Origin of the sequence: Roseomonas marmotae (assembly GCF_017654485.1) — a bacterium.
In the GTDB taxonomy this organism is placed as follows: Bacteria; Pseudomonadota; Alphaproteobacteria; order Acetobacterales; family Acetobacteraceae; genus Pseudoroseomonas; species Pseudoroseomonas marmotae.
Window position 1 is genome coordinate 104,955 of sequence record NZ_CP061095.1, and the last position, 21,818, is coordinate 126,772.

The 21,818-nt window shown below is 68.9% G+C and carries 19 protein-coding genes; 11 read left to right on the forward strand and 8 right to left on the reverse strand.

Going from position 1 to position 21,818, the window contains the following annotated elements; all coding sequences use genetic code 11:
• Positions 1-7: 7 nt before the first annotated feature.
• Positions 8-1,075 (reverse strand): universal stress protein, encoded by a 1,068-nt coding sequence (locus IAI58_RS21010; protein WP_207449678.1) that lies wholly within the window; start codon positions 1,073-1,075, stop codon positions 8-10.
• Positions 1,076-1,160: 85 nt separating this feature from the next.
• Positions 1,161-1,859, reverse strand: coding sequence for a helix-turn-helix domain-containing protein (locus IAI58_RS21015; protein WP_207449676.1), 699 nt, complete (start codon positions 1,857-1,859; stop codon positions 1,161-1,163).
• A gap of 369 nt (positions 1,860-2,228) precedes the next feature.
• Here IAI58_RS21015 and ppsA point away from each other — a divergent pair, with 369 nt between their 5' ends.
• Positions 2,229-4,667 (forward strand): phosphoenolpyruvate synthase, encoded by a 2,439-nt coding sequence (gene ppsA / locus IAI58_RS21020; protein WP_207449674.1) that lies wholly within the window; start codon positions 2,229-2,231, stop codon positions 4,665-4,667.
• On the opposite strand, the gene IAI58_RS21025 is transcribed toward ppsA, so the two are convergent.
• The 4 genes from IAI58_RS21025 to IAI58_RS21040 all read right to left on the reverse strand — a co-directional run bounded on the left by IAI58_RS21025 (position 4,664) and on the right by IAI58_RS21040 (position 8,391).
• Positions 4,664-5,671, reverse strand: coding sequence for an asparaginase (locus IAI58_RS21025; protein ID WP_207449672.1), 1,008 nt, complete (start codon positions 5,669-5,671; stop codon positions 4,664-4,666). The two genes, ppsA and IAI58_RS21025, sit on opposite strands and share 4 nt — an antisense overlap.
• A gap of 127 nt (positions 5,672-5,798) precedes the next feature.
• On the reverse strand, positions 5,799-7,007 hold the full coding sequence (pcaF, locus tag IAI58_RS21030) for a 3-oxoadipyl-CoA thiolase (protein ID WP_207449670.1): 1,209 nt from the start codon (positions 7,005-7,007) through the stop codon (positions 5,799-5,801).
• A 32-nt stretch (positions 7,008-7,039) separates the two neighbouring features.
• Positions 7,040-7,699, reverse strand: a complete 660-nt coding sequence (locus tag IAI58_RS21035) for a 3-oxoacid CoA-transferase subunit B (RefSeq protein WP_207449668.1) — start codon at positions 7,697-7,699, stop codon at positions 7,040-7,042.
• The gene (locus IAI58_RS21040; protein WP_207449666.1) at positions 7,696-8,391 is read right to left on the reverse strand and encodes a 3-oxoacid CoA-transferase subunit A; all 696 of its coding nucleotides are present in this window, start codon (positions 8,389-8,391) and stop codon (positions 7,696-7,698) included. Before IAI58_RS21040 ends, IAI58_RS21035 begins: the two co-directional genes overlap by 4 nt.
• Positions 8,392-8,459: 68 nt before the next feature.
• Here IAI58_RS21040 and IAI58_RS21045 point away from each other — a divergent pair, with 68 nt between their 5' ends.
• Entirely contained in the window at positions 8,460-9,209 is a 750-nt protein-coding gene (locus IAI58_RS21045; protein ID WP_207449664.1) for an IclR family transcriptional regulator domain-containing protein, read from the forward strand.
• Between the two features lie 42 nt (positions 9,210-9,251).
• Here IAI58_RS21045 and rpoD read toward each other — a convergent pair whose 3' ends face one another.
• Positions 9,252-11,027, reverse strand: a complete 1,776-nt coding sequence (rpoD, locus tag IAI58_RS21050) for an RNA polymerase sigma factor RpoD (RefSeq protein WP_237182589.1) — start codon at positions 11,025-11,027, stop codon at positions 9,252-9,254.
• 553 nt (positions 11,028-11,580) lie between these two features.
• Here rpoD and IAI58_RS21055 point away from each other — a divergent pair.
• Together IAI58_RS21055 and IAI58_RS21060 are read left to right on the forward strand one after the other, a co-directional pair.
• Entirely contained in the window at positions 11,581-12,372 is a 792-nt protein-coding gene (locus IAI58_RS21055) for an IclR family transcriptional regulator (protein ID WP_207449660.1), read from the forward strand.
• Between the two features lie 183 nt (positions 12,373-12,555).
• The gene (locus IAI58_RS21060; protein ID WP_207449658.1) at positions 12,556-13,710 is read left to right on the forward strand and encodes an acyl-CoA dehydrogenase family protein; all 1,155 of its coding nucleotides are present in this window, start codon (positions 12,556-12,558) and stop codon (positions 13,708-13,710) included.
• 15 nt (positions 13,711-13,725) lie between these two features.
• On the opposite strand, the gene IAI58_RS21065 is transcribed toward IAI58_RS21060, so the two are convergent.
• Positions 13,726-14,223, reverse strand: a complete 498-nt coding sequence (locus IAI58_RS21065) for a DedA family protein (protein ID WP_237182977.1) — start codon at positions 14,221-14,223, stop codon at positions 13,726-13,728.
• 552 nt (positions 14,224-14,775) lie between these two features.
• Between IAI58_RS21065 and IAI58_RS21070 the strand changes: the two genes are divergently transcribed.
• The 7 genes from IAI58_RS21070 to IAI58_RS21100 all read left to right on the forward strand — a co-directional run bounded on the left by IAI58_RS21070 (position 14,776) and on the right by IAI58_RS21100 (position 21,816).
• On the forward strand, positions 14,776-15,828 hold the full coding sequence (locus IAI58_RS21070; protein ID WP_207449654.1) for an ABC transporter substrate-binding protein: 1,053 nt from the start codon (positions 14,776-14,778) through the stop codon (positions 15,826-15,828).
• A gap of 2 nt (positions 15,829-15,830) precedes the next feature.
• The gene (locus IAI58_RS21075) at positions 15,831-16,937 is read left to right on the forward strand and encodes an ABC transporter ATP-binding protein (protein WP_237182978.1); all 1,107 of its coding nucleotides are present in this window, start codon (positions 15,831-15,833) and stop codon (positions 16,935-16,937) included.
• Positions 16,934-17,770, forward strand: a complete 837-nt coding sequence (locus IAI58_RS21080) for an ABC transporter permease (RefSeq protein WP_207449652.1) — start codon at positions 16,934-16,936, stop codon at positions 17,768-17,770. Before IAI58_RS21075 ends, IAI58_RS21080 begins: the two co-directional genes overlap by 4 nt.
• On the forward strand, positions 17,767-18,555 hold the full coding sequence (locus tag IAI58_RS21085; RefSeq protein ID WP_207449650.1) for an ABC transporter permease: 789 nt from the start codon (positions 17,767-17,769) through the stop codon (positions 18,553-18,555). The genes IAI58_RS21080 and IAI58_RS21085 overlap by 4 nt, the downstream gene beginning before the upstream one ends.
• Positions 18,555-19,220, forward strand: coding sequence for an RraA family protein (locus IAI58_RS21090; protein ID WP_207449648.1), 666 nt, complete (start codon positions 18,555-18,557; stop codon positions 19,218-19,220). The genes IAI58_RS21085 and IAI58_RS21090 overlap by 1 nt, the downstream gene beginning before the upstream one ends.
• Before the next feature lie 233 nt (positions 19,221-19,453).
• A complete protein-coding gene (locus IAI58_RS21095) occupies positions 19,454-20,725 on the forward strand; it encodes an LTA synthase family protein (protein ID WP_207449646.1) in 1,272 nt (423 codons plus the stop codon).
• Positions 20,726-20,814: 89 nt separating this feature from the next.
• Positions 20,815-21,816, forward strand: coding sequence for an LLM class flavin-dependent oxidoreductase (locus IAI58_RS21100; protein WP_207449644.1), 1,002 nt, complete (start codon positions 20,815-20,817; stop codon positions 21,814-21,816).
• Positions 21,817-21,818 lie beyond the last annotated feature (2 nt).

A 21,818-nucleotide genomic window follows, 5' to 3' on the forward strand; every position in this document is an offset into this window, starting at 1 on the left:
CATGACCTTACCTGAGCGCTCTCCACTTCTCCCGGGGAAGTCCAGTGGCCCGTGATCCCATCTCGTGGGTTACCATGCCTCCATGGGGCTGGCTCTGTTCGCCCCGGCACTGTCGCTGGGCGAACAGAGCGGCGACACGGCCTGGCTGCGGCCGCCGAGATCGCACACCGTGGCTGCCGGCGGCGGCCGCCGTGCTTCCGCTCTGGGCTGGCCGCCGCGTTATTATGGAAGGCGGGCAGTGCGATAGCAGCACGGGGATCGTCGAGCTGTGCAGCAGGCTCCGCGTCACACCGCCCAGTACCACCTCCCGCACCCGGCCATGGCCATAGCCGCCGATCACCAGCAGGTCCGCGCCAAGATCGGCAGCCGCGTTCAGCAGCACGTCCTCAGCCAGCAAGCCACTGCCCAGCATGGCGGTGGACACGGACACTGCTGCGCCATGCCGAGCGAGGTGGCGCGCGATGTTCTCGGTCTGCACCTGGCTGGCGGCCTGCTCCTCAGGCCGGGCATAGACGGACAGCACCCGCACTGCCTCCGCGGCGCGGATCAGCGGCAATGCGTCACCGACCGCGCGCGCTGCCTCACGCCGTCCGTTCCAGCCTATCAGCACCCGCTGAGCACCGAAGCCGCGTGGCGGAGTCCGGGGCAGCAGCATCACCGGGCGGCCCGCGTCGAACAGGACCGCCTCCGCCAGCTCAGCCTCGGTACCGGCTTCATCCGAGCGGCCGAGGATGGCGATATCGGCGTAGCGGGCCTGCTGCACCAGCACCTGCGCCACCAGACCTTCCTCCAGGCGCCATTCCGCCTGGATGTTCTCGCGCCGGGTTACTTCGTCGAAGACCCTGCGGATCTGCTCCGCCTTCTCCCTGGCGAGCTGCTCCGCCTCGTCCAGAATCAGTTGCCATGTGTCGGCGCTGACAAAGCCGTCCACCGCCAGCAGCGGCCATTCCAGGCTGCTCACATGCAGCGCGGTCACATGCGCCTCATGGCGCCGTGCGAGCGATACGGCCGCGTCCAGGATGCCGGGCGCCGTCTCAGGGCTCGTCAGGCACACGAGAATGTCTTTCAGCGACATCGATTTGCTCCTGGGCTGGGCAGCCGGCGGGCCGCCTGTGTCGCAATGAAGTTGGGCCAGCTGGATACGGAACGCCGTGTATCTCTCAGGCGGCCACGCCTGTCAGGTCGGCGACTTCCGCCAGCCTGTCGTAATCGAGAAGATGCAAGTTATGGTGGTCCTCGATGGCGATCATCCCGTCCTTGCGGAGAATGGTGAAGACACGGCTGACCGTCTCCGCCGTAAGCTCGAGGTGGTCGGCAATGTCGTATCGCGACATCGGCAGCTCCAGGCGGTTGCCTCGGGTCCGACAGCGGTCGGCCAGATCGAGAAGGAAATGAGCCACCCGTTCCGTGGCGCTCCGGCATCCCAGCAGGATGAGCCGGTCCTGTGTCATCGCCAGCTTTTCCAAAGTGAAGGCCTGCCAGGATTGCGCGGCCACCGGCTCGCGGCCCATATGGGCATCGAGGTCCTTGCGCGCGAAAGCGATCAGGACGACCTCTGTGACGGCCTCGGCCGAGAAGCGGTGCTGCTGGACGCCATCGAGGCCGAAGATCTCTCCCGGCAGCGCGAACAGCACGATGAACCGCCGTCCATCGGGCAGCATCCGGCATACGCGAACCGTTCCCGAGACGACCTTGTAAAGCTTCTTGATCTCGGAGCCCTCTGCATAGATCTCCATGCCACGGAGGTATCGGCCTGGCCGTCCGGGAATGGCCCTGTTGTTCTGCTCCAACGCGACCGTGAAAGGGAAGGAAGCTGGAACGCCAGGGGCGGGCCTGGTGGCCAGCGTGACGTTTTGCATAGGCTCGCTCCACACTCAGACTAACCGCGGCACTGTCGCGGCACAGCTGCGTAGGCTCTATTCCAGAAAAATACGTTCCGTGAAATCACGTAAGATGCTGTCCGGGATTTCCGGTCGTCGATGTTCAACTAGCTGGTTCCAGAGGGCGTCAGAGCGAAGCGGGGTCCCGGGGGCGCTGCGACCCGCGCGATGCGCGGCTGCACCGGCACGGGGGGATTTGACGCACAGGAGGCGAGAACCCTCAAGTCAAGAAGTTGATAACGCCCAACGAGCGTGATTCGGCGACGCATGCGGGGCTTCGCCTGATCAATGTCAGTGCCGTCTGCGGCGATGCAGCCCAGATTGGCACGACATCTGGGAGTGCAGGCTATGGCCACAAGCGAAATGATCCTCTGGTTCAATCAGGTGGGCCTTGGCGATACGGCGAGGGTCGGCGGCAAGAACGCCTCGCTCGGAGAACTCTATGGACGCCTGACACCGGCAGGTCTCCGCGTGCCAAACGGCTTCTGCGTCACCGCGGATGCCTATCGCGCGGCACTGGACGCAGCGAATGCCTGGCCCGCGCTTCACACCGTGCTGGACGGGCTGGACGTCTCGGATATCCCGGCCCTGGCTCGTTGCTCGGCCGAGGCCCGCCGGATCGTCTACGAAGCCACCGGCCATGCACCGCTGCGCGCCGCGATTTTGGGCGCTTACCGCCGCCTGCTGCAGGAATGCGGCGCCGGCCTGGCACTGGCGGTGCGCAGCTCCGGCACAGCGGAAGACCTGCCGAATGCGAGTTTCGCCGGCCAGCACGAGAGCTTTCTGAACATCCGCGGGGAGGAGGCGCTGATCGAGGCCTACCGACGCTGCTGTGCATCCCTCTTCACCGACCGGGCGGTCGTGTATCGCCTCAACAACGGCTTTGATCATTTCAAGGTGGCGCTCTCCGTCGGCGTGATGCAGATGGTCCGCTCGGACCTCGCGGCCAGCGGAGTGATCTTCACGCTCGATACGGAATCCGGCTTCCGCGACGTCGTCTACGTCACCGGCTCCTATGGGCTGGGCGAGAATGTGGTGCTGGGCAAGGTCGATCCCGACGAGTTCTACGTACACAAGCCTACTTTCGAAGCAGGACATCGCGCCGTGCTGCGCCGCGCCCTTGGCCGTAAGCAGACGAAGCTGGTCTATGCCGAAGCCGGATCGGCACAGGCGACGGTCGACCTGCCGACACCCGCCGAGGACCAGGACCGCTTCTGCATCGGCGATGAGGAGGTGCTGTCCCTCGCGAAAGCGGCGCTGATCGTGGAGAGGCATTACTCGGCCGCGGCGGGGCAGGCCGTTCCGATGGATATCGAATGGGCCAAGGATGGCATCGACGGCCAGCTCTACATCGTGCAGGCCCGGCCGGAGACGGTAGGCTCGCGCCGAAAGGCCGGCTCCTTCGAGAGCTTCAGGCTCACCGGCACGGCTCCGGTTCTGGTGACCGGCAAATCGGTCGGGGAGCGCATCGCCAGCGGCCGCGTGCGCCGGGTGCGCGGGGCCGGGGATCTCGCCGCCTTCCAGCCCGGCGAGGTGCTGGTGGCCGAGACGACCAGCCCGGACTGGGAGCCCGTGATGAAGACGGCGTCCGCCATCGTCACCGAGCGCGGTGGCCGCACCTGCCATGCCGCCATCGTGGCCCGGGAGCTTGGCGTGCCGGCCGTGGTCGGCGCGGCGGGCGCGGCTGATATCCTGGCGGATGGCGCGGAGGTGACGGTGTGCTGTGCCAGGGGCGAGGTGGGCGAGGTGCTGGAAGGCGCCGTCCCCTTCGCGGTGACGCGCGTCTCCGCCGATGACACGGCCTTGCCGCGCACCCAGATCATGCTGAACCTAGCCAATCCGGCGCTCGCTTTCCGCTCCGCCATGTTGCCCAGCGCGGGCGTCGGGCTGGCGCGCATGGAATTCATCGTCAGCGAGCAGATCCGCGTGCATCCCATGGCCTGCATCCATCCGGAGAAGGTCGCTTCGCCACAGGAGCGGCAGGCCATCGCGCATCTGGCGCGGCACCATGCCTCGGCCGAGGAGTTCTTCGTGCAAACCCTTGCCGAGGGCGTGGGCACCATCGCCGCCGCCTTCTACCCGAGGCCGGTGATCCTGCGGCTATCGGACTTCAAGACCAACGAATACGGACAGCTGCTGGGCGGCCGTGGCTTCGAGCCGGCAGAGGAGAACCCGATGCTGGGTTTCCGTGGTGCCGCTCGCTATGCCCACCCGGCCTATGCACCCGCCTTCGCCCTGGAATGCCGCGCCATCCGCTACGTGCGGGAGCGGCTGGGCCTGACCAACCTGCGCGTCATGGTGCCCTTCTGCCGCCGCCTGGAGGAGGCCGAGCGCGTGCTGGCCGAAATGGAACGGCATGGGCTGAAGCGCGGGGAAGGCGGGCTCGAGATCTATGTCATGTGCGAGATCCCGAACAACGTGATCCTGATCGACCGCTTCGCCGCCCTGTTCGATGGTTTCTCGATCGGCTCGAACGACCTGACGCAGCTGACGCTTGGCGTCGACCGTGACTCGGCGACGGTGGCCTTCGACTTCGACGAGCGCGACCCGGGTGTCCTGGAGATGTTGCGCCTGGCCGTCAGTGGCGCGCGGCGCAACCACCGCCATATCGGCATCTGCGGTGAGGCGCCGGCGAATTACCCGGAGATCGCCGCATACCTCGTCTCGCTGGGCATCGAGGCGATCAGCGTCACGCCGGCAAGCCTGCTGCGGACCATCAACGTGGTGCGCGAGGCCGAGCAGCGCCAGGACGCGGCCGGCGCTCAGGAAACGGCGGCGCGGCCTTAGTATTCCCGGAAGATGCGCGTGATCTCATGCGGGTCCTGCGTCACCGTCAGGGCCAGCGAGAGCAGGATGCGCGCCTTCTGTGGCGTCAGGTTATCGGCCACCAGGAAACCCTGTTGCCGCAGCTTCGTCGTGCGGAAGGTGCGGCCGCTGCCGGCGCGGGTCGATTGCACCACGACCACGCCCCGCTTCGCCGCTTCCTGCAAGGGTTCCGCATCGCCGGGGCCACAGAAACCGGGGGCGAAGCCAGCCGAGACGATTCCCTTGGCCCCCGCCGCCAGGAAGGCGCGCACCGCCGTGCCGTCCGACCCCGCATAGGCATAGGCGATATCGACGCGCGGCAGCGCATCCAGCGCGCGGATGTCGAATTCCGTGTCTGGGGCCGCCCGGCGCAGAGGGCGGCGGTAGAAGGCCACAGCGTCGCCATCGGCGTGACCGAGGGCGCCGAAATCGGGAGAACGGAAAGTCTGCAGGCGGAATGTGGAGGTTTTCGTGACTTCCCGCGCTGCCATGATCTCGTCGTTGAGAAGCGTCAGCACACCCAGCCCGCGTGCGTCCGGGCAGGCCGCCACACGGATGGCATTGGCCAGATTCATCCCCGCATCGCTGGAGAGCGCCGAGGCCGGCCGCTGCGAGCCCACCAGCACCACCGGCACCGGCACCTTCAGCGTCAGGTTCAGCGCATAAGCCGTCTCTTCCAGCGTGGCAGTGCCATGGCCGATGACAATGCCCGCCAGGCCGGGCTCCTCCGCCACAAGGCGATCGCAGAGCAGCACCAGCTCCTTCCATTCGGGGAAGGCGATATTCGGGCTGGGAACCGCGCGGAAGCGCACCGGCACCACATCGGCCCAGTCCTGCACTTCGGGGAAGCGGGTCAGGATCTCATCGGCCTGCATCATCTGCCCGGTCGCGGCATAGTCGAGCGTATCGAAGGGCCCCGCGCCGATGGAAGCGATGGTGCCGCCGGTGCCGATGAAGGCGACGCGCGGCTTCGTGGATGCACTCATGGGGAGGACTCGTTGCCCGGGATGAAGGCGGAAAGCCTATACCGGCTGCCCCGGCATCCAAAGCCCCGGTGGCGGGATGCCGCGCGAGGGCCGCCCGGCGCGCCGGGCGGCCCTCGCGCACCGGTTGTCAGACCCGCTCAAGCACGATGGCGATGCCCTGCCCGACGCCGATGCACATGGTGGCCAGGGCATAACGCGCCCGGCGGCGATGCAACTCGGCCACGGCGGTCTGGATGATCCGGGCGCCGGACATGCCCAGCGGGTGCCCCAGGGCGATGGCACCGCCGTTCGGGTTCACATGCTCGGCATCGTCGGGGAGGCCCAGGTCGCGCATCACCGCCAGCCCCTGGCTGGCGAAGGCCTCGTTCAGTTCGATCACGTCGATCTCGGAGAGGGAGAGGCCGGCCTTCTCCAGCACCTTCCGCGTCGCCGGCGCCGGGCCGAAGCCCATGATGCGCGGCGGCACGCCCGCCGTCGCCATGGCCACCACCCGCGCGCGCGGCGTCAGGCCATAGCGGCCCGCGGCGGCCTCGCTGGCCACCAGGATGGCGCAGGCACCGTCGTTGACGCCGGAGGCATTGCCGGCGGTCACGCTGCCGCCTTCCTTGCGGAAGGGCGTGCCGAGCTTGGCCAGCGCCTCCAGCGTCGTCTCCGGGCGGGGATGCTCGTCGCGGGAGAAGATGATTGGGTCGCCCTTGCGGCGCTTGATCTCGACCGGGACGATCTCCTCGTCGAAGCGCCCGCTCTCCATGGCCGCCTTCGCCCGCTGCTGGCTGCGATAGGCGAAAAGATCCTGATCCTGGCGGGAGATCTGGAAATCGGCGGCGACGTTCTCGGCGGTCTCGGGCATGGAATCCACGCCGTATTGCGCCTTCATCAGCGGATTGACGAAACGCCAGCCGATGGTGGTGTCATAGATCTCCGCCACGCGGCCGAAGGCCTCGGCGCTCTTGCCCTGCACGAAGGGGGCGCGGGTCATGCTTTCCACGCCGCCGGCCAGCATCAGCTCGGCCTCGCCGGATTTGATGGCGCGCGCCGCCATCCCCGTGGCATCCATGCCGGAGCCGCAGAGGCGGTTGACGGTGGTGCCACCGACCGTATCGGGAATGCCCGCCAGCAGGGAGGCCATGCGGGCGACGTTGCGGTTGTCCTCGCCCGCCTGGTTGGCGCAGCCCAGGATCACGTCGTCCAGCGCGCTCCAGTCCATGCCGGGGTTGCGTGCCATCAGCGCCTTGATGGGGACGGCGGCCAGGTCGTCCGCGCGCACGCTGGCCAGGGCGCCGGCATAGCGGCCGATGGGCGTCCGAATGGCGTCGCAGATGAATGCTTCAGTCATATTACTTCCCTCAATATCCGTCCGGCCGCTCGTCAGCGCTGGTGAAGCTTCGCGCCGGTCTGCGCCTGCAGTGCCTCCAGCGTCAGGCCCGGCACCATCTCCAGCACCTCGAAACCCTTCGGCGTCACTTCGATGACCGCGAGATTTGTATAGATGCGCGTCACGACGCCCAGTGCCGTCAGCGGATAAGAGCATTGCTCCACCAGCTTCGGCTGACCGTCCTTGGTGGTGTGCTCCATGAGCACCCAGAGCCGCTTGGCTCCGGCGGAAAGGTCCATGGCGCCGCCGACGGCCGGCGCGTTATCCGCCGCCGAGGTCGCCCAGTTGGCGATGTCGCCATTCTCCGCCACCTCGAAGGCGCCAAGGACGCAGAGATCCAGATGCCCGCCGCGGATGATGGAGAAGCTGTCGGCCTGATGAAAGAAGCTGCCGCCGGGCCGCAGCGTCACCTGCTGCTTGCCGGCATTGATCAGCCAGGGGTCGGCCTGGTCCGGGGCAGGGGCGGGACCCATGCCCAGCAGTCCGTTCTCGGAATGGAAGACAACCTCGCGCTCCGGCGGCACGTAGTCGGCCACCATGGTCGGCAGGCCGATGCCGAGATTGACATACCAGCCTTCCGGGATGTCGCGCGCCATCCGCTCCGCCATCTGGCGGCGGGAGCGTGCCTGCACGTTTGCCTCGGTCGCGCTCATGCCGCCTTCTCCTGCACGCCCTCGCCATCGACGGGAACATGGATGACGCGGTTGACGAAAATTCCGGGTGTGATGACGGACTCAGGCGGGATGCCGCCGAGCTCGACGATGCGGTTGGCCTGGACGATGGTCAGGCTGGCCGCCGTGGCCATCACGGGGTTGAAGTTTCGGCCGCTGCTGCGGAAGGTCAGGTTGCCCCATCGATCCGCCAGCTCCGCCTGCACCAGCGCCACATCCCCGTGCAGCGCCGTCTCCAGCACGCAGTGCTTGCCGTTGAACTCGGCGGTGGGCTTCCCCCTGGCCAGCAGGGTGCCGTAGCTGGTGGGAGTATAGAAGGCCGGGATGCCGGCACCGGCGGCGCGCAGCCGCTCTGCCAGCGTGCCCTGCGGCACCACTTCCAGCTCGATCTCGTGGTTACGGAACAGCTCCTCGAAGACCACCGATCCGGCGCTGCGGGGGAAGGAGCATATGATCTTCCGTGCCCTCCGCAGTTCCAGCAGCCGCGCCAGTCCCAAGCGCCCCGCGCCGGCGTTGTTGGCGACGATGGTGAGATCCCTGGCCCCGTGCTCGATCAGCCCGTCGATCAGCACATCCGGCTGCCCGACTGAGCCGAAGCCGCCCACCAGCACCGTGGCGCCATCCTGGATGCCGGCCATGGCTTCGGCCATGTCCCTGACTTGCTTGTCGATCATGTCGCCTTCTCCCCGACCGATTGCCGAGAGATTGACCTGTTTGGGCGGAACGTGCAACGTTGTGCGCTATGCGAACACTCCCGGAGAAGCCCGAAACCATCGGCAGCCTGGCGCGGGGCCTTTCGGTGATCGAGGCTTTCAGCCCGCTGCGGCCAAAGGCCAGCATCGCCGACATCGCACGGGCCACCGGACTGACCCGCGCTGCCGCACGCCGGTGCCTGCTGACCCTGCAGGAACTCGGCTACGCCGAATTCGACGGGAAGTTCTTCACCCTGACGCCCAGGGTGCTCCGGCTCGGCGGCGCCTATCTCTCCAGCACGCCCCTGCCGGAGATCCTTCAGCCCGAGCTGGAGGCAGTGCGGGAAGCTGTGCAGGAATCCTGCTCCGCCGCCATCCTGGACGGGCCGGACGTGATCTACGTGGCACGCAGCGCAGCGCGGCGGATCATGTCGGTGTCGCTGGGGGTGGGCAGCCGGCTGCCCGCACATTGCACCTCGCTCGGCCGGGCGCTGCTCTCGACCCTGCCGGAAGCGCGGCTGGAGGCTTTCCTGGCCAGGCTGCCGCCGGGAACGGCGACGGAGCACACGCGCGCCGCCGTCGCCACGGCCCGAGCCGCTGGCTATGCCCTGGTGAACGAGGAGCTGGAGCCGGGCCTGCGTTCGGTCGCCATGCCCGTGCGGGATATGCGGGGACGCTGCGTCGCCGCCATCAATATCGGCGCCCATGCCGGCCGCGCGACGGATGAGGTGGTGGAGGAGCTGTTCCTGCCCGCCCTGCGCCGCGCGGTGGCCCGGCTGGCGGAACGCATCCCCGGATAAGGGAAGGGCGGGATGGTTACCCATCCCGCCCTTGCTTGTCTCTTACGCCAGAAAGGAGCGCAGCGCCCGGCCCCGCCGGGACTGCTGAAGCTTCTTCAGCGCCTTCGCCTCGATCTGGCGGATACGCTCGCGGGTCACGTTGAAGGTGCGGCCCACCTCTTCCAGCGTATGCTCATTCTCGGCACCGATGCCGAAGCGCATGCGCAGGATGCGCTCCTCACGCGGGCTGAGGCCGGAAAGCACGCTGGTCGCCGCGTCACGCAGGCTGGAACGGGCCGCCGCGTCGAAGGGCATCACCGCGTTCTCGTCCTCGATCAGGTCGCCCAGGCGGCCGTCATCCTCTTCGCCGATCGGCGCTTCCAGGCTGATCGGCTCGCGCGCCAGGCGCTGCACCGTGCGGACCTTGTCCGGCGACATGCCCAGCTCGCCCGCCAGCTCCTCCGGCGTCGGCTCGCGGCCGGCCTTCTGGGCGAAGCGGCGGCTGGTGCGCGCCACCTTGGCCGCCGTCTCCGTCATATGCACGGGGACGCGGATGGTGCGGGACTGGTCGGCGATCGAACGCGTGATCGCCTGCCGGACCCACCAGGTGGCGTAGGTGCCGAACTTGAAGCCACGGCGCCAGTCGAACTTCTCGACCGCGCGCATCAGGCCGATATTGCCTTCCTGGATCAGGTCGCCAAACATCAGGCCGCGGTTGCGGTAGCGCTTGGCGATATGCACCACGAGGCGGAGATTGGCCTGGACCAGCTCCTCCTTGGCGCGGCGCATCTGGCGCTCGCCCTGGGCCACGGCATTGCAGACCTCGCGCAGGCGCGGGGCCGACAGGCCGTTCTCGACCTCCAGCTTGGCGATCTCGGCACGGACGCCCTTCAGCTCCGCGGCCAGGTTGATCACCGGGGCACCACGGCGGCGCGGCTTCTCCAGCTTCAGCACGCCGGGAATCGCGGCCTCGCCGCCGTCCCAGATCCGCATGAAGTCGGTGGCCGAGACGCCGCAGCCCTGCGCGGCGCGCGAGGCGCGACCGTCCAGCGCCATCAGCTTGCGCTTGGCTTCCCGCACCGTGGCGACGAGCTGGTCCAGCCGGGCCGGGCGCAGGTGCACATTGGCCAGCAGGGTCGCCAGCTCGCGCCTGAGCTCCCGCGCTTCCTCGGCGGAAGCCTCCGGCAGGCGTGCGCGGGCGGCGAAGAGCGCCTCGAAGGAAGCCAGCACCTCCGGCTTCATCTTCTCCTCGAGGGTGGAATGCAGGCCAGGCTCGGCCTCATCCCCCTCGGGGCTGGTCTCGACGGAAGCCGCCGCATCGGCGGCCGCCATGGCCTCGACCTCCACCATGTCACGCAGCGGCACCTGGCCCTGCATCATGGAGTCGTACCAGGAGGTCAGCATGGTGAAAGTGCCGGGATGCTCGCAGAGCCCCGCCAGCATATCGTCGCGGCCGGCCTCGATCCGCTGCGCGACGGCGATCTCCGCCTCACGGGTCAGCAGGTCCGTGCCGCTCATCTCGCGCAGGAACATGCGCACCGGGTCATCGGTGCGGCTCATCGAGGCTTCGTCGACGTTGCCGTCCGAGCCCTGGCTCTCGCGCGCCGTGGTGGCCGCGCCGTCCTCTGTCGAGGCTTCGGTGCCTTCTTCGGCCTCCTCGGTCTCGTTCAGCTCCTCGTCGGGCTCGGGCTGACCCTCGTCATCCTCGCCGACCCAGTTGCTTGGCGCGGCCGCGGGAGTATCTCCCTCGCGGCGACCCCAGGCCCCATCGTGGAAATTCTCGAAGGCACCCGTCCGGGCGCGGAGCGCGGGCTCGTTCTCCACCTCGTCCTGATCCATCGTTGCCTGCGTAAACATCCCGTCCATGGTCTGAACCGCGCCCTTTCATAAGTGGATGCGGAGGACCGCCCCGCCATGCCGCACCGGAACCCTGACCCCAACGGCGAAGCACCACCCTTGGCACCGCAGGGAGCGGGGGCAGGCGATGCGGAGTCGGGGGAGGGCACGCGTTTCCGCGGCCGGGGCCTTACATAGGCAGTCCCGCGCCAGAGCACACCCCTAAACTGTCATCTTTCCTGTTCGTTGCCGGAGATCAGGCATGCGGAAAGAACAGGCACGGCCAGGAACCCGCCGAAGACAGGCTCTCCTGGTGGGCAACAGAGGGTGGAAACAGCGACCGGGCGGGGTCTTGGCGCCGATGGGCCGGAGGCGCAACCCCCTCCTGATGCACGAGATCTTGTGGCGCGGAATCGGACATTCTGCCTCTTCTCCATTCATTCCACTGAAGTTCGCGCCAAATTGGGTATAAAACGGTCATATTATGGCTTGCGGGGCTGGGGGCGGGAGCGGACAGTAAAATTTGTCCCGTCCATCCTTTCAGAGGATGAAACGCTTGCCCATCGCCGTCGAGTCCGAGAGTAGCCTTCGCACCCTGTCCCGCGCCTCAGCCCTGCTGCAGCATCTGGCCGGCGCGCCGATGCGCTGCTGGCGGCTGACGGACCTCGCGGTCGCTTCCGGCCTGCACAAGGCCACCGTGCATCGCCTGCTGGGCGGGCTGATGGCTGAGGGGCTGGTACAATCCCTTCCCGGTGGCTATACCCTGGGGCCGCAGGCCTGGCTGATTGGCCGCGCGGCCGCCCAGCGCTTCGATCTCAGTGGCTTCGCTACCCCCTTGCTGCGCCGCGTGGCGCAGGAGACGGGGGATGTCGCCCTGCTGGGGGTCATGATCGGCCACCACGTGCACTGCATGGCGCGGGAGGAGGGTGACTCGCCCATCTTGCCGACTTCCATCCGCGTCGGCGCCATCCGGCCTTTGGGCTGCGGTGCCCATGCCCTGGCGCTGCTCGCCGCCTTGCCCGCGGCCGAGGTGGAACGCGCCATCACCGTCACGGCACCGGAACGGGTCGGACGTTATGCGCCCATCACCGACGACTACCTGCGGCGGAGCGTCGTCGAGACACAGGCCCAGGGCTATGCCGTGAATGAAGGCGTGATCGTCAGCGGTATGACGGCGGTGGCCGTCGCCGTACGGGACTCCTGGGGGCGGCCGATCGCCGCCTTGAGTTGCTCCGCCATTTCGGAACGGCTTCTGCCGGAGCGGCGTCCCTTCGTCGTCGCTCTGCTGCGGCAGGAAGCCGGGAGGCTTGAGGCCATGTTGCGCCCGGCGACGGTCGAGGCGATCTGACGCCCGTGATCCACAGCCCTCCGGCTGACGCCGCTACCGCCGGGGGATCGCGATATTCGTGCGTGAATTGTTGATTGACTCTTCCTCCATCGTGGTTTGATCATCGGAGGTAATCCCGTTCCGTGGAATGGCCCGGCCATGGCTGGTCCTCTCCCTGGCGGGGCGAGAACCGAAGGTGTGTCGATGTCCCTCGCGCTTGCCACGTCGCCACTGCCGCCTGACCCGGCCGCGCTGATCGAGGAACTCGCCGGGCGGGCCGCGGCCTACGACCGCGAGGCCAGCTTCCCACATGAGAATATCGCCGCCCTGCACCGGGCCGGGCTCCTCGGTCTGACGGTGCCCCGCGCATATGGCGGGGCGGGGGCCGGGCTGGCCGAGGCCGCCGAGGCCATCGGCCTCGTCGCGCAAGGCTGCGCCTCCACGGGTCTGATCTTCGCCATGCAGCTGACGCAACAGGCGGCGCTGGCTCGTAATGAGCGCGTGTCCCCCGCCCTCCGGGCCCGGGTCGGCATGGATGCCGTGCGCCAGGGTGCGTTGATGAATGCGCTGCGGGTGGAACCGGAACTGGGCTCCCCCTCCCGTGGCGGGCTGCCACGGACCCTGGTCCGCCGCCAGGCCGATGGCAGCTTGCGCCTCTCCGGGCGTAAGATTTATTCCACCGGTGCGCCGGGTCTTTCCTGGATGCTGGTCTGGGCACGGGACGATGCCGAGGCGCCGAATATCGGCCTGGTGCTTGTGCCGGCCGGCGCGCCGGGCCTCCGCATCGAGGAAAGCTGGGACCACCTGGGCATGCGGGCGACCGGCAGCCATGACGTGGTCTTCGAGGATGTGCCACTGCCGGGCGATCATGCCCTGGACCTGCGCCCGCCCGCCGCCTGGGGCGCGCCGGACCCGGCCTTCGGCAACTGGAACGCGGCCACTCTGGGCGCGCTCTATACCGGCATCGCGCGGGCGGCGCGCGACTGGACCGTCACCTTCCTGCGGCATCGGGTGCCGACGGGGCTGGGGGCACCGCTGGCCACGCTGCCACGGATGCAGGAGAAGATGGGGGAGATCGAGGCCCTGCTGGCAGCCAATAAGCGGCTGATCGCCTCGCTGGCCCGCGACTTCGATGCCGGCCGAGCCGCACCGATGGCGGAGGCGCATGCGCTGAAGTCGCTGCTGGTGGAGAATGCCGTCCGCGCGGTGGAAACGGCTGCCGGCCTCGCCGGCAATCACGCCCATAGCCGGCGGAACCCGCTGGAGCGGCATTTGCGGGACGTGCTCTGCGGCCGCGTTCACGTGCCGACCGCCGAGGCGGCGCATGTGGCGGCCGGCCGTGCCGCGCTGCTGCCCTGAGGCGAGCCGGGTGGCTCAGGTCTTCTCGGTGACCGGCGGCGCGACCGCAGGCCGGCGCCAGTACTGTACCAGCCGGACGCCCAGATAGAGCACCACCGCCACGCCGATGGAGCCGAGGGCATAGAGCGTGCCCTTCTCCCCCAGCCAGCCGACGATGTACCAGCCGGCGGCGACGAAGGAAGAGGCCCAGAGTCCGGCGGCGATGAAGTTCAGCACCGCGAAGCGCGACCAGGGCATCTTCGCGACGCCGCATGCAGCCGAGGCGACGTTCCGCACGCCATAGACAAAGCGGAAGGTCAGCACAAAGAGCACGCCGTATCTGTTCAGGAAGCTGATGGCGGTGGCCATCTTGCGCTCCGCCCCCGGGATCTTGCGCACGGCACGGGTGCCGTATTTGCGCCCGAGGGTGAACCAGAGCTGGTCACCGAGGAAGGAGCCGATCCAGACGGAGAACATCAGCAGCCATGGATCTATCAGGCGGGTGGCCCGTCCCGCCGCGGCGGCCAGTAACACGAAAGTCTCACCCTCAAAGAACGCCCAAGCGGCTGCGGCCAAATAAGCCAGTGCCCCCCAATCGGCCCAGAACTCCGCCACTCGTATCAATCTCCCTGGCCAGATCCGCAGGCGCGACGATGCCCGAAACCACCGGGCAGAGGAATAAGAGTGTCACGCCCATGTGAGCTTTTTTGCGACGAGACGATGGTTTTGCACAATTTGTCACCGAGAGCATGCGATGGATCTGACCGGTGGCATGTCAGGCGCGGCCGCCCGTCAGAGCTGCCGGTCACGCGCGGAGAGCGACAGAAAGTTCCACTCAGCGAGACTAAATGCCTTCTCAGGCTCATGCCGCGCGAATCGCCCAGAGCACCGCAGATGCTTCCGCAGTTCACGATGCCGGTCCCCGGTATCGACGCCAAAATGCCTGCCAAACGGGCAAGACCAGTCGTTAAACGCCTGAAAACAGGGCGGGAATGATACCAAAATCAAGCTGACCGGCGAATACCGGGTTGCTAGCCCGGCGCAGCCCTGACCATCATGCGGCCCTCGAAGAAGGGGGCGGAACAGATGACAAGATGGATCGGGGCGATGCTTGGCGTCGCCAGCCTGGCCGCGGCGGCGGTGCCGGCCGCCGCCCAGGGCAATGGCCAGATCACCGTGATGGCTTACGGTGACGCCGTCTTCAGGGACAACTACATCGCGACTGTCGTGGAGCCGTTCCAAAAGGCCAGCGGGACACAGGTACAGTATTTCGCCAATCCCGGCAGTGCCCAGATGCTCGGTACCCTGCGCGCCCAGAAGGGCGACCCGCAGGTCGATGTGGTGATCATGGATACCACCACCGCCGCCCTGGCCTGTGCCGAGGGGCTGGTGGAGAAGGTGGCGCCGGCGCAGATGCCGGTGCTGAACGACATCGCCCAGCAGGCGCGCGACGCCGGGGGCGAATGCGGGCCCGGCGTGACCTTCGACAATCTGGTCATGATCTACAACACCGAGAACGTGAAGACCACGCCGACGGGCTTCGCCGACATGGCGGACCCCCAGTGGCGCGGGCGCGTCGGCCTCGGCGGGCCGCCTAACATCCAGGGGCTGGCGCTGACCGCCATCCTGGCCAACGCCAATGGCGGCAAGTGGAACGACATCTCCAAGGCCCTGCCGGCGCTGAAGGCCATCGCGGCCAATACCCAGACCTTCGACCCGAAGCCGGATGCCGTGACCATCGTCATGAACGGGCAGGTGGACTTCACCACCAACTGGAATGCCCGCGCCCAGCTGATGAACCTGCAGTCCAAGGGACGCGTCGGCGTGGTGCTGCCGAAGGAAGGCACGGCCTTCCAGATCAACACCATCAATGTCGTCGCCGGCAGCAAGAACGCGGCCCAGGCGCGCGCCTTCATGGCTTATGCCCTTGGCACGGAAGCCCAGAAGGCCTTCACCGAGCGCGTCTTCTACGGCCCCACCAACACCAAGGCGGAGATTTCGCCCGAGGCGCTGAACCGCACCGCCCTGGCGCCCCAGTACCGCGAGCGGATCGTCAATATCGACTGGGCGGAGATGCAGAAGCTGCGCGACAGCTGGAACCAGCGCTGGCGGCGCGAGGTCATCACGGCGGCGCGCTGACCTTGTCCGAGACCGACCCTTCGCCGCATCTGCGGCTGGATGGCCTTGTCCGCCACTATGCCGGTGCGCCCGCGCCGGCGGTGGACAAGGTCTCGCTGAGCCTTCCACGCGGCGCGCTGCTGGCCCTGCTGGGCCCCTCGGGCTGCGGCAAGACCACCACGCTGCGCATGATCGCCGGGCTGGAGACGCCAGATGCCGGCCGCATCCTGGTGGCGGGGCAGGATGTCACCGCGCTGCCACCGCACAAACGGCATATGGGCATGGTGTTCCAGTCCTACGCCCTGTTCCCGCATATGACGGCAGCCGGCAACGTGGCCTTCGGGCTGCAGATGCAGGGCATGCCGCGCGCCGAGCGTGGCCCGCGCGCGGAGGCGGCGCTGGAACTGGTAGGCCTCTCCGCCCTGGCCGGGCGTAAGCCCCGCCAGCTCTCCGGGGGCCAGCAGCAGCGCGTGGCGCTCGCCCGCGCCCTGGCCATCGAGCCCGACCTGCTGCTGCTGGACGAGCCGCTCTCGGCGCTGGATGCCAAGCTGCGGGAGGGCGTGCGGGACGAGATCCGCGCGTTGCAGCAGCGCCTTGGCACGACGGCCGTCTTCGTCACCCATGACCAGACCGAGGCCCTGGCCATGGCCGACCTCGTGGCGGTGATGAATGCCGGCCGGGTCGAGCAGCTCGCCGCGCCGGAGGATATCTTCGAGCGCCCGGCGACGCGCTTCGTCGCCACTTTCGTCGGTCGTGCCGCGCGCATCCAGGGCGTGCTGGAAGCCGGCGGCGTGTTGCGGGCGGAAGGCGGCGCCGCGCTGCGTACCGCGGGCACCGCGCCGGCCGGGCGGGTGGAAGCCTTCCTGCGCCCGCACCGCGTGCGCCTGCTGGGGCCGGGCGAGGCAGCGCCCGCCGGTGCCGGCAACCTGCTGGACGGCATCCTGGCCCGCCGCGTCTACACGGGCGAGGTCGTCTCGCTGGAGGCGCAGACCGCCGCCGGCCCCGTCACCGCCGAGGTCCATGCCGGCACGGAGGGCGCCTGGCGGGAGATGCAGCCCGGCGCACCGCTGCGGCTGGCCTTCAGCCCCAGTGACCTGCTGGTCTTTCCGGCACAGGGAGAGGCGGCGTGATCGGCTGGCTGCTGGCCCTTCCGGCGCTCTGCATCCTCGGGCTTGCTTTTCTCTGGCCGCTGGCCGCGCTCTTCCGCATCAGCCTGAACCGCACGCTGGAAAGCGGTGCCATGGAAGTGGCGGTGACCGGGGAGAGCTATGCGAGGCTGCTGGGCGACGACTTCACCTGGCAGCTGGTGCGGGACACGCTGGTTCTCTCAGCGAGCTCCTCCGCCGTGGCGGTGATGCTGGCGCTGCCCGTCGCGCTGATGGTGCGCGCCGCCTCGCCGCGCTGGCGCGGCCTGCTGGCGCTGATGGGCATCGCGCCGCTGCTGATCTCCGGCACCGCACGGCTGGTGGGATGGATGGCCATCCTGGGCGACCAGGGGATGATCAACGTGGTGCTGCAGGGCATCGGCATCACCGATGCGCCGCTCCGTATGATCAACAACTGGACCGGCGTGCGCATCGGCCTCGTGGAAAGCCTGATGCCCTATGCCGTGCTGGTGTTGCTGGCCGGGCTCGGCCGCTTGGACAGCCGGCTGGAGGAAGCCGCGGCCACGCTGGGCGCCAACCGCGTGCAGACCTTCTTCCGTGTCACGCTGCCCCTGGCGGCCCCGGTGCTGCTGGCGGCCTGGCTGCTGGACCTGGTGTTGGGCATCTCCGCCTTCATCACGCCCAAGCTGATGGGCGGCGGGCGCGTCTTCGTGCTGGCGACCGAGATCTATGATCTGGCGTTGGAAAGCGTGAACTGGCCGGCGGCGGCCGCGCTGGCGATGCTGCTGCTGGGCGGGCTTCTGACATTGATGCTGGCGCGTCTGGCTTTCGGCTGGACGCAGGGGAGGCGCGCATGAAGCCGACCTGGGTGCTGCGCGCCTTCGCCACGCTGGGCTACGCCGTCCTGATGGCGCCGGCCGCGCTGGTACTGGTGCTGTCCTTCAGCGCGGGCGATTTCCTCAACTTCCCGCCGCCGGGCTTCTCCACCCGCTGGTATGAGGCGCTGATCTCCAACGGCGCGATGATGTCGGCCCTCGGCACCAGCGCCATCCTGGCCACCGTGGTCGCGCTTCTGGCGCTGCTGGCGGGCGGCCCGGCCGCCTATGCCATCGCCCGGCTGGAATTCCCGGGACGGGGCCTGCTGGCGGCCATGCTGACGGCGCCGCTGCTGCTGCCGACGCTGGTGCTGGGCCTGGCCCTCCTGCTGGTGCTGCAACCGCTGGGGCTGGCCGCCACCTGGCCGGGGCTGGTGCTCGGGCATTGCCTCGTCGCCATTCCCTTCGCCACGCGCATCATGACCACCGCCTTCGCCGCCGTGCCGAAGGAGCTGGAGGCCGCGGCCTGGACGCTCGGCGCCACCCCGTTCCAGGCGGCGCTGCGCATCACGCTGCCGAATGCCGCGCCGGGGGCCATCGCCGCCGGCGTGCTGACCTTCCTCGTCAGCTTCGACGAGACGGTCATCAGCCTGTTCCTCGTCGGGCCGCGCCTGACGACCCTGCCGGTGGAGATGTTCCGCTACGCGGAGCAGACAACCGACCCGCTGATCGCCGCCCTGGCGATGAGCCTGATCGCCTTCGCCTTCCTGATGGTGCTGATCGTTGAGCGCCTGATGGGTTTCTCGAACGCCATGGGACGCAATTGATGCCGAAATATGTTGTTGAGCCGATGCCGGGCCAGATCAGCGCCGAGGTGGTGGAGCTGCTGGAGAAGACCGAGACGGCCACCGTCGGCCATTGGCGCCACTGGGGCTTCGTTGACCGTGGCATCCAGGGCCTGCTGCGCCGCCGCGTGGCCGGCACCGCCGTGACCCTGCAGATCCCCGGTCCCGATTCCACCCTGCTGCACCATGCCCTGGGCCTGTTGCGCCCCGGCGACATCCTGGTGGTAGACCGGCTGGGCGACAACCGCCATGCCTGCTGGGGCGGCGGCGTGACCGTGGCCGCCAAGGCGGCCGGCGCCAAGGCCGGCGTGGTCGATGGCCCCTGCACGGATATCGAGGAGATCGAGGCCTCCGACTTCCCGATGTGGTGCCGCGGCATGGCGCCGATCACCACCCGCATCTACGACCTTGGCGGTCGGATGAACGTGCCCGTCGCCATCGGCGGCGTGGTGGTGATGCCGGGCGACGCCGTGCTCTGCGACGATTGCGGCGTGCTGGTGCTGCCGCCGGCCGAGGCCGAGGCCGAGGCCCGGCGGGCCATCGAGACCCAGGCGCGCGGTCTGGAAGGCCAGGCCCTGGTGACCAAGGGCGCCAAGCTGGGCGAACGTTCCGGCGCCTCCGCCAAGGTGCTGGCCGGGCTCTCCTGATTCCGGCGCGGCGGGTGGGGGCTGATCCGCCCCGCCCGCTGCGATAGGATGAAGCCGAACCGCCAGGGACACGGCTTCTGCACACGATCTTCTCGCTGCTACCCGCCTTCCTGCCGCCGCTGCTGGCCTGGTTCGCCTGCCGGCGCGTCGCCAGGGTCCGTGGCTGGCACGCGTTCTGGCTGGATATCGCTTTTCCCATCGCGGCGCCGGCGCTGCTGCTGGGGCTGACCGACATGCCCTGGCTCACCGGTCTCGTCACCGGCCTGCCCCTGGCCGGCCTGGCCCTGGCCGATGCCACCAAGCGCGCCGTGCTGGATGAGCCCGTGGTCTTCAGCGATGCCGCCATGCTGCCGCTGGTGGTGCGGCACCCCTCCCTCTACCTGCCATTCGCCGGCACCGGCTGGGTGATCGGCGGCGCGGGCCTCGGCCTGCTGCTGTTGCTGACGCTGGCCATGCTGGAGCCACAGGCCCGGCTCGGCTGGCCCCTCCGCGCCACGCTGCTGGCGCTGGCGATGGTCCTGGCCGCGCTGCTGCTCATGCCGCCGAAATCCCTGCGCCGCGCCCTGGCCCGCGACCCCGCCATCGACACGGCCCGATTCGGCATCTTCGCCTGCCTTTCGCTCTATCGCTCCGTCGCCTGGGCGGAACGCCGGCCGCGCCGCGCCGCCCATCCCGCCGATCCGCCGGCCTTCCGGCCAGCGGGAGGCGGGAAGGCGCCGCATGTGGTGCTGGTACAGGCCGAATCCTTCTGGGACCCTCGCGAGACCATGCCGGACCTGCCGCCCGGCCTGCTGCCGCACTGGGACCGGCTGGGCGCCGAGGCCCTGGCGCGCGGGCGGCTGACGGTGCCGGGCTTCGGCGCCAATACCATGCGGGCCGAGTTCGCCGCGCTGACGGGCATCGGGCCGGACGGGCTGGGGCTGGACCGCTTCAACCCCTATTTCCGTTTCGCCGTGGCGGGGCTGCGTTCCCTGCCGCGCACGCTGCGGGCGGCCGGCTATCGCGCCCTGGTGCTGCATCCCTTCGACCGCCGCTTCTTCGGCCGGCACCGCGTGATGCCGGCGCTGGGCTTCGAGCGGTTCGAGAGCCAACGCCACTTCGCGGGCGCGGCACGCAAAGGGGTGCATGTGGCCGATGCCGCGGTGGCGGAGCGTGTCCTGCACCACCTCTCCGCGACGCCGGGGCCGGCCCTGGTCTTCGCCATCACCATGCAGGCGCATGGCCCCTGGCCGGGGGAGGACCCGCGCGCGGGTTGGCTGGCGCATCTGCGCGACGCCGATGCGATGCTCGGCCGCCTGGCCGATGCGGCGGCGCGGCTGGACCGGCCGCTGCTGCTCTGCGTCTATGGCGACCACCAGCCCGCGCTGCCCGGCGCCACCACCTGGACCGACCGGCGCACGGATTGGCTGCTCTGGCGCAGCGACCGTCGCTCCCAGGCGCCGACGCGCCGGGACATCCCGGCCGAGGGGATTTTCACGGCCCTGGCGGAGACGTTGCGGGAATGAGGCCGCCGCACTGGCACTGGGGCAGGGGCGGACACATGTGAAGGAACGACGCGCGGCACTGGCCGCCATTCCTTCAAAGGCCGTTCTGTATGATTCCCTTCTCCGTCCTGGATCTGGCTCCCGTTCCCGCCGGGTCCGACGTCTCGCAGGCCTTCCGCAACAGCCTGTCGCTCGCCCAGCATGCCGAGAACCTCGGCTATCACCGCTTCTGGCTGGCCGAGCACCACAACATGCCTGGCATCGCGAGTGCCGCGACCGCCGTGGTCATCGGCCATGTGGCGGCGGGCACGAAGCGCATCCGCGTGGGCTCGGGCGGCATCATGCTGCCCAATCACGCACCGCTGATGGTGGCCGAGCAGTTCGGCACGCTGGAGGCGCTCTTCCCCGGCCGCATCGACCTGGGCCTGGGACGCGCGCCCGGCACGGACCAGCGCACCATGCGCGCGCTGCGCCGGAACCTGGACGCGCATGGCGACAGCTTCCCGCAGGATGTCGTGGAGCTGATGGCCTATTTCCAGCCGGCCCAGCCGAACCAGGCGGTGCGCGCCGTGCCCGGCAACGGGCTGAATGTGCCGATCTGGCTGCTGGGTTCCAGCCTCTTCAGCGCGCAGCTGGCGGCCATGCTGGGTCTGCCCTTCGCCTTCGCCTCGCATTTCGCGCCGGATCTGCTGATGCAGGCGCTGCGGGCCTATCGCGAGGGCTTCCGCCCGTCGGAAACGCTGGAAAAGCCCTATGCCATGGTCGCGGCGAATGTCATCGCGGCCGATACGGACGCCGAGGCGAAGCGGCTTTTCACCTCTCTGCAACAGCAATTCGTCAATCTGCGACGGGGCACGCCGGGCCTGCTGCCGCCGCCGGTGGACCGTATCGAGGATTACGCCGCCCCGCATGAGCTGGCGGGCGCGAGCCGGGCATTGGCCTGCGCCTATGTCGGCACGCCGGAGACGGTGCGGCGCGGACTCGAAGGCTTCCTGCGCGAGACGGGCGCCGACGAGTTGATGGTGACGGCCCAGATCCACGACCATGCCGCCCGGCTGCGCTCCTTCGAGCTGGTGGCCGGATTGCGGGAGGAGCTGGCGCGGGCCGCCTGACC